This window comes from Frankia sp. CcCS3 (assembly GCF_977927575.1).
The window spans coordinates 1-8,165 of record NZ_CDWRCL010000126.1 but is presented as its reverse complement, the minus strand read 5'-3'; the positions used below and the strand labels follow the sequence as shown (position 1 = coordinate 8,165).

Annotated in this window: 7 protein-coding genes; 4 read left to right on the top strand and 3 right to left on the bottom strand. The window is 67.3% G+C overall.

What is annotated here, in order from left to right; genetic code table 11:
- Positions 1–1,315 precede the first annotated feature (1,315 nt).
- From AC08OQ_RS12345 to AC08OQ_RS12335, 3 genes are all read left to right on the top strand, one after another.
- Positions 1,316–2,215: a MurR/RpiR family transcriptional regulator gene (locus AC08OQ_RS12345; RefSeq protein ID WP_476600251.1), complete on the top strand. Its 900-nt coding sequence runs from the start codon at positions 1,316–1,318 to the stop codon at positions 2,213–2,215.
- A gap of 1,250 nt (positions 2,216–3,465) precedes the next feature.
- Positions 3,466–4,092, top strand: a complete 627-nt coding sequence (locus tag AC08OQ_RS12340; protein ID WP_476600249.1) for a hypothetical protein — start codon at positions 3,466–3,468, stop codon at positions 4,090–4,092.
- Positions 4,089–4,667, top strand: a complete 579-nt coding sequence (locus AC08OQ_RS12335) for a cytochrome P450 (protein WP_476600247.1) — start codon at positions 4,089–4,091, stop codon at positions 4,665–4,667. Before AC08OQ_RS12340 ends, AC08OQ_RS12335 begins: the two co-directional genes overlap by 4 nt.
- A 121-nt stretch (positions 4,668–4,788) precedes the next feature.
- Here AC08OQ_RS12335 and AC08OQ_RS12330 read toward each other — a convergent pair whose 3' ends face one another.
- Positions 4,789–5,001, bottom strand: a complete 213-nt coding sequence (locus tag AC08OQ_RS12330; RefSeq protein ID WP_476600245.1) for a hypothetical protein — start codon at positions 4,999–5,001, stop codon at positions 4,789–4,791.
- Positions 5,002–5,248: 247 nt separating this feature from the next.
- Here AC08OQ_RS12330 and AC08OQ_RS12325 point away from each other — a divergent pair, with 247 nt between their 5' ends.
- A complete protein-coding gene (locus AC08OQ_RS12325) occupies positions 5,249–6,079 on the top strand; it encodes a PhzF family phenazine biosynthesis protein (protein WP_476600243.1) in 831 nt (276 codons plus the stop codon).
- 168 nt (positions 6,080–6,247) lie between these two features.
- Here AC08OQ_RS12325 and AC08OQ_RS12320 read toward each other — a convergent pair whose 3' ends face one another.
- Together AC08OQ_RS12320 and hypE are read right to left on the bottom strand one after the other, a co-directional pair.
- Positions 6,248–6,673, bottom strand: coding sequence for a cold-shock protein (locus tag AC08OQ_RS12320; protein WP_462186345.1), 426 nt, complete (start codon positions 6,671–6,673; stop codon positions 6,248–6,250).
- A gap of 602 nt (positions 6,674–7,275) precedes the next feature.
- On the bottom strand, positions 7,276–8,165 hold an 890-nt coding region (gene hypE, locus AC08OQ_RS12315; protein ID WP_476612056.1), incomplete at its 5' end, for a hydrogenase expression/formation protein HypE.

Genomic DNA, 8,165 nt, shown 5'->3' with positions numbered 1-8,165 from the left:
CGGGACGCCCCTTCCCTGCGTAATTTATCGGCGTACGTGTACGTTGAATCGCTCTGGCGACAGTACTCTGCGACGTCCTCGTGCTACCCCGCACGATCTCACCATGTACCCCGTCCGGGCTAACACGGCGGCGGGAACCGGGCGCGGACGGTCCGCCCCGTGCCGTGTGTGCCGGGGATTTTTTCCGCACCCACCAGGAGACGTCGGCGAAAGCTGTTCGGCCGGCATGTTCCGACTCACCTGTCCTCACCAGGAAGACGGAGGACGGCGATACGATTATGTCGGGCTCTCCGAACGGGCCGGGTCCGCGGATGTGGTGTGTGCAGGATGATGGCCGCCAGCGCGCCAGAATGGTCGGTGCGGAAAACGGGATCTGCCGGGACCGGGCCCACCCGGCACCGCCGGAACCAAGGAGGGTGATAAGGAGGGCTACGCAGAACTCATGGAATAGAAAGAGAGCGCCCGGATCACGGAGAATACCGACCGACAGGTCGGGAGCGGACGCCGGTGGTCGGTGTGCAGTACGTGCCAGACCCTGCAGTACTCGCCAGACCCTGGAGTTGGCGATGGCCCGGGTTGCGCTCGGTCAGGTGGTGTCCTCCCGAGTAGAGTTCCGGGCCGGAACTCTACGACCGACACGACAGCAGGGCTCCATAGGTGTCGCGCCGGTTGCCGTCGGACAGCCGGTTGTAGGTGAGGTAGAGCGTGCGGCGGGAGTGGCCGGAGTGGTTGGGGGCGCTGCCGGCCGGGGGCCGGCGGCCAGTCTTCGACCTCCTGGGCCCATCGGCGCAGCAGGGCCAGATCGTCTCCCGGCAGGAAGCCGTCGACGAGCCAGACTCCCGTCCCGCGCCACCGGTCGAGATCGGCGGTCACGTGCGACCCCAGCCGGGCCATGGATCCGCTTGGCAGACTCACGCTTCACCCTTTTGTAAAAAATCACCTAACTGATACAATTTCGAGTAACGAATTTCTATCGCGTAATCCAACCTTGCCAGCTACGACGCTCGGATCTCCCTGGCGCTATCCGAAGATGACCGGCTTACCGAGCGGCAAGCCGGTGGACGGCGCCCCGACGATCCGCCCGACCTCCCCATCGACTGCCCCCGCCCTGATCCACGGCCATGACCGTAGACGACCGTAGACAGCAGAAGGAAACATCCTCTTAACAGGATCTATTAGATGGATAGAACTTTCATACAGTATGATTTCTACCGAAGAAACAGATCTTCATCCAACCCGTGCGGCAGATGGCAGTACACCACCGGCAAGCCGGAAGCCGGAAAGCGCGAGGATGGCGACGACGTTGGGAGAGACCATGACCGGACCGACGGCCGTCGAGGCGATCGACGAGCCCGCCCAACCCCTCCCCGAGCCGGGCGGCACCATCGCGCACCTACGCGCCTGCCTGCCGACCCTCACTCCCAGCGGTCGCAAGATCGGCCAGCTGATCCTCAGTGACCCGAGGGAAATCGTTCACCTCACCGTCACCGATCTCGCCGATCGGACCGGCACCTCCGTCGCGACCGTGGTCCGGTTCTGTCAGGACCTCGGCCTCAAGGGCTTCGCCGACCTCAAGATCCGTCTCGCCGGCGAAGCGATTCCCCCCGAACGCGGCCTTCACGAAGACGTCACTCACGCCGACTCCCCTGCCACCATCCTGGAGAAGATCCTCCGCAGCACCGAGGCGGCCCTGTCCGAGACCACCCGCACCGTCGACCGCACGGCATTCGCCCGCGCGGTCGACGCCCTGCATCGCGCTGACCGGGTCCTGCTCATCGGCGCGGGGACGTCCGCCCCCCTCGCCCAGGACGCCGCCTACCGCTTTCGCACCCTCGGCCTGCTCGTCGAAGCCCCCGCCGACGCCCACGTCCAACATGTGGCCGCGCGCCTGCTGCCCCCCGCCTCCGCCTGCCTGGCCATCAGCCACACCGGGCAGACCCGCGAAACCCTGGCCGCCGCCGCCGCGGCGCGCGCGGCGGGGGCCACGACCATAGCCCTCACCAGCTTCTTCCGATCCCCCCTGACGAGGCTGGCCGACGTAGCCCTCGTCGCCGGCAGCAGCGAAACAAACTACCGAGTCGAGGCCATGAGCAGCCGCATCATCCACACGACGGTCCTCGACGCCCTGTTCGTGGCCGTCCACCTCGCGCAACCCGACCGCGCCCAGAAAGCCCAGGAACTCACCGCCGAGGTACTTACCGAACACCGGATCTGACGCCCAAGTTCACGGAGGTGAACCCGCGGAGCGCGACGGCGAGGGTGGCCGTGGCCAGGGTGGCCATCTCCCGGTCCGGTACGGGGCCGGCGGCGGTATCGGCGGTCCTCTCACCCCGCCCGGACGGCACGAACTAAACAAACCGCGCAAACCGTGCGCCGGCCTCCCACCGCACCCGCTCGCACCCGCTCACTCAGGCGGCGCCCACGATCCTTCGACTGGCCTTCGGCCGGCGAATCTGGGGGACCTGAGCACGGTCCGCGGTCCCTGGACCGTGCCTTGCTCCCCACAACTCGGCCGGTCCGGCCGGACGCCGGCCACGCCGGGCGACCGAGATACCAGATGATAATGTATTCGCTATCTGCATTCACTATCTGCGTCCGGCGCCGGAACATTCACGTTCAGTGGCGCGGTCACTGCCGGGAAGGGCGTCACCTGCACCACCGAGGTGGCATCCGACGGGAAGTACGGCGGGACGCGGAGGGCGTCCCGATCGGCGTGAAATCCTTCACGCGGCACGGAAGGGCGCGACACGTGATTCCCGTCGCGATCGCCTTGCCGGGCCTGCCGTAGACCATGACGGCGAGCTTCCGAAAAAGCGCCGTGACCACGCTCGGCGTGAACGCCCCGCCCACCAACCGACACAATTGGGAGTCAGATCACGGCCCGCTGCTGCGCCCCGGAGGGGACGTAACGAAGTAACAAATACGTGATCGAGAGCATCATCGCAGGTCACAGGCCTGTGGAGGGTTCGAAACGCGCAAGTTATTTCATTTCGACTCCGGAGAGCACGAATGAGGGCACGAATGAGCCGACCCTCCCAATCCTTCCGGTAAAGTCGGACGGGACCCGGACCCGGACCCGGACCCGGACCCGGACCCGGACCCGGACCCGGAGCGTGAAAAGCGGAGCGTGAAAAGCGGCCAGAACCGTTGAGGCATGCCGCCGAACCTGGCGGACCGTCACGGCCGGGACCGTCACGGATTCCCCGCGCCGAGGGCACCATTGCCGGCGCACAGGCCATTACAAGAGGTTTCGGGCGTCCGGCCGACGGCTTCCTCCGATGCCACCCGGCTCCGCCTCGAGCCGTTACCCGAACAAGCCAGCCGCAGGGGCGGCGGAGGCTTTCCCTCGCATCCACCAACGATTCGATAGACATCAGCAGCACTCCATCGCCTCACCGGTCAGTCATGACGGCCCTGAAGCCGCGCCCCCGGTCGGTTTCCGGAGTGCCCTGGGAAGGAGAATCCATGGCGGATCCCGTGGTGACCGACGTCGGGACGTCGGCACGCAAGATCAACCGCGAAGACCCGAACGGCGGATGCCCGGTCGTGCAGGGCGCCGACGGCGTATGGCGGATCAGCGGGTACGCCGCCGGACAGGCGGTGCTGCGCAGCCTGGAAACCAAGCAGGCCGGCCTCGGTATCGACGCCTCTAAGGCGATCCCCAAGCGGATCCGCCGGCCGGTGCTGCACAGCGACGGCCCCGAGCACCGGGAACGCCGCCGGCTGACCGCACGATTCTTCACTCTACGCAGGGTCGACGAGCACTACCGCGAGCTGATGCACCGCGTCGCCGACGAGCAGATCGACCGGTTGCGCCGCGAGCGGAGCGTCGACCTGTCCGAGCTCAGCTTCGCCCTCGCCGTCGAGGTCGCCGCCGCGGTGATCGGCTCACCAACAGCCGCCCCGGCATGGCCGCCCGCCTGGAACGGTTCGCCCAAGGAGACCTCGGACCGCCGAATGTCACCAGCATCCGCGGCATCAGGCAGTTCATCCGGCAGAACCGCCACGCCCTCGCCTTCTACCTCGCTGACGTGCGCCCCGCGGTACGCGCCCGCCGTCGGCGACGCACCGACGACCTCATCTCACACATGATCGATCAAGGCTGCACCAACGCCGAGATCTTCGCCGAGTGCGTCACCTTCGCACCCGCAGGAATGATCACCACTCGGGAGTTCATCAACGTCGCCGCCTGGCACCTGTTCACCGACGACACACTGCGCGCCCGCTACCGCGACGCCGACCAGACCGAACGGATCGCGATCCTGCACGAGCTCCTGCGATTGGAACCGGTCATCTCCACTCTCAAACGGCGCACGACAGCCGACATCCACCTACCGGGCCCACGCGGCCCGCTGACGATCCCAGCCGGCGCCCAGATCGACATCGCGGTGAGCAGCACCAACGTCGACACGCAGGCCATCGGCGCCGACCCGTACACGGTCCGCCCCGCCCACCCGATCGGCGACGGCGTGAGTCCGGCGGGGCTGAGCTTCGGCGAGGGGCCCCACAAATGCCCCGGCGCACACGTCGCCATCCACGAAACCGACATCTTCCTGCACAAGCTGTTCATGCTCGACGGCCTACGCATGGCCAGCCCACCTCAGGTCACCCTCCGGGACGAGATCGCGGCCTACGAGCTGCGCGGTCTCGTCGTCGCGCTCGACTGAATCATCGCGTTCGGTTGAATCGTCGCGCTCGATTGACCTGGCCCCACGCGCCCGGCGCCGGGCACCAGGTACTGGCACCAGGTACCGGATCCGCGTCGTCGCCGACGATGAACCTGAGGCGTCACGGCACTCCCGGATCCATCACTCCCGGATCCATCAGCTCGGCCTGGCCGTTACGGATCTCCGCTCGGGCGTGCGCGACGAGCTCCTGAACGTCCCGTTCCACCTCGTCGGGGCCAAGCCCGAGCGCCGGCCCGATGTGGAGCGACCACACCTCGGACCGCAGGTTGGTCTCGAAGTCGAGTTCGGCACGGAGGTGGCACGGAGGTGGCACGGAGGTTCTGCCGGGCGGCCTCGCGGTTCTGGCGGAGGCGGGCGGCCACCCGCCTCGACGTGATGGGGTCGGCCATGGGTGTCGGCGGAGGAACTCACGCCTTCATGCTGATATGCACCCGGAGGCATTCCCGCGCCGGCCCGCTCCTGGTGACGCCCCATCGTCTCCAGCCGCCTGGCGATCGGAATCCAGGAATTCCTCGCCCGCATCCGCGCGGTCAGCCGGCGGGCCGCGGGACACTGGGCCGATGCCGCGTCCCTTCCAACAGATCGATGTCTTCTCAAGATCCCCATATCAGGGCAATCCGGTAGCCGTCGTGCTCGACGGATCGGGACTCGACCCGGAGGAGATGCAACGGTTCGCCCGGTGGACGAACCTCTCGGAGACCACCTTCATCCTGCCGCCCACCTCACCGGACGCCGACTACCGGGTCCGGATCTTCACGCCCGGTGCCGAGCTGGCCTTCGCGGGGCATCCCACGCTGGGTACCTGCCACGCCTGGCTGACCACCCGGCCTCCGGCCGAACGGGGCGATGTGGTCGTTCAGGAGTGCGGTGCCGGGCTTATTCCCGTTCGGCGGACCGCGGACGGACTCGCGTTCGCCGCACCCCCGCTGCGACGCTCGGGGCCGGTCGAGGAGGCACTCATCCAGCGCATCAGCACGGTGCTGGGCATCGCCCGCGACGACATCGTGGCCGCCGAGTGGGCGGACAACGGGCCGGGATGGATTGCTGTTCTGCTCGACAGCGCCGAGGCGGTCCTCGCGTTGCAACCGGGCATCGTCGACCTGCATCTCGGCGTGCTCGGCCCGTATCCGCCAGAGTCGACCGAGACGTTCGAAGTTCGGGCCTTCTTCCCCGTGAACGGCACGATGAGGGAGGATCCGGTAACCGGAAGCCTCAACGCGTCCGTCGCCCAATGGCTGCTCCGGACCGGACGAGCGAGCGCGCCTTACACGGTGAGCCAGGGAACACTGCTCCACCGGACCGGACGGGTGCACATCTCCGCTGATGCGGACGGCACGGTCTGGATCGGCAGCGAAACGATCACCTGCGTGTCCGGCTTCGTCGAGCTGTAGGTTCCCCCCGGCGGGAAGAACCGCCGCCGCGCGGGACGCCGAACGACGGCGCCTGCCCGGCTCCGCCGGACCGCCCGCGCGATCCAGATCCTCCCGCCCCCGAGGCCCCGAGGCCTCCCACGTCCGGGCAAGAGACGGCCGGACACGGGAAAGGCGCCCGGATACGCGTCAGTTCTCGATCCAACCGTACTTCTCGGCCACGCCCATCAGCTCGCTTCTGACCCGAACTATCTGCGTCCCCGTCAGGGTCGGGTCGATCCGGAGCAACAGTTCGGTGATTTCCTGGGTGAACTCCCCGACCGGCAGGACGTCACAGAGAGCGTCGGAATCGTCCGCGTGGACGGTTCCCCTCGTCGGCGCCGGAGCGGCCAGGCCCGAAGCCGCAGGTGTGGACCTGAGGATGCGGGCCGAACTGGCCTTCAGCCCACGCTCGCCCTCCTCGATCTCGAACTCCATGACGGCCCCGGGGACGACGAGATTCTTCTCAACAAGAAGATCGTTGGCATGTAGGAAAATATCGTCTCCTCCGTCACTGGGAGCTATGAAACCGTAACCCCGAACATGGTCGAAGCGAAGAACCTTACCTGTACTCACGACTCACCTCAACAACACCCGAAAGACCATACGATTATCCACCGCCACTTCGCCCACCCAACCGCCACGTGGCGGGCCGGACGGCTCGAGAGTGAAGCATACCCCCACAGCCCCAACCGACCGCAAGCCCGACGCATCCACCCTCACCCTCGACGGAAACAACTGCGCCAATGCCCACCCACGCTACCTCGGTTGAGACCAACGTTCAACGCGGAACGATGGGTCATCCTTTCGCGATTACGACCACACCCCCAAGACGAATCCGCGATCACAGGAACGAACATGTGTTCGACACTGCCGGGCGAGGGGGCTACGCTTACAACCCTGTTCACGTCCACATCGTCCCCGGCCACCTGACCATGATTGTCGCCATCCCGAGCCGCCGACGCCTGTCTCCGAACGTCGGGAGGACGTCCTCGCCGCATTCCGCCGGACGCCCGCGGCGCGCCGGTCAGTCACTCCCTGAGCCCCGGCCCGCCACCGAGAGACTGACAGACATGCACGTCACCATTCCACCTGCCCGAGGATCTCGTCGAATTCAGCGACAGAGGCGCGGACCAGAATGCACGGGTCCGCCCTCAACTCGAAAACAGCTCAGGGATTCAGCAGATTCGGGGAAGTTGCTCGCCGACCGGGAGGTCCACCACGCGGCTCGCGCCGAGACCGGTCCTCGCGACCACCATTCCCGGGTGTTCCGCGGTCACCATACCTATCACGGCCGCGTTTCGGCCGAGTGGGCACGCGCGCATCGCCTCAAGCACCCGATCGGCGTCCCGCGGCGCGACCATCGCCACGAGCTTGCCCTCGTTGGCAATGTAGAAGGGGTCCAGCCCGAGAATGCTGCAGGCGTCGAGGACCGGCTCGGGAACGGGAACATGCCGTTCGGTGATGACGATTCCCACCCGCGCGGTCCGCGCGATCTCGTTGAGTGTCGCGGCCAGTCCTCCGCGCGTCGGGTCCCGCAGGGCGTGTACGTCCGCACCGGTGCGCAGCATAGCGCCGACCAGTCCGTGCAACGGAGCGGTGTCACTGCGGACCGCCGTGGCAAATTCCAGGCCCTCCCGGCAGCTGAGCACGGCGATCCCGTGCAGCCCGATCTCGCCGCTGACCAGGACGACGTCGCCCGGCCGGGCCCGAGCGGGCCGGATGTCGACGCCGTCGGGAACCAGGCCGATCCCCGCCGTGTTGACGTAGACCCCGTCACCGTGACCGGCATCGACGACCTTGGTGTCACCGGTTACCAGCCGGACGCCCGCGGCACGGGCCGCCGCTCCGAGCGCATCCGCCACCCGGCCAAGATCGGTCAGCTCGGTGCCCTCTTCCAGGATGAACGCGGTCGAGAGGTACCGGGGTTCGGCGCCGGACATCGCCAGGTCGTTGACAGTTCCGTTGACCGCAAGATCGCCGATCGAGCCGCCGGGGAAGAACAACGGTCGAACGACGTAGGAGTCGGTGGTGAACGACACCCGTGCGCCGTCGACGGTGACCACGG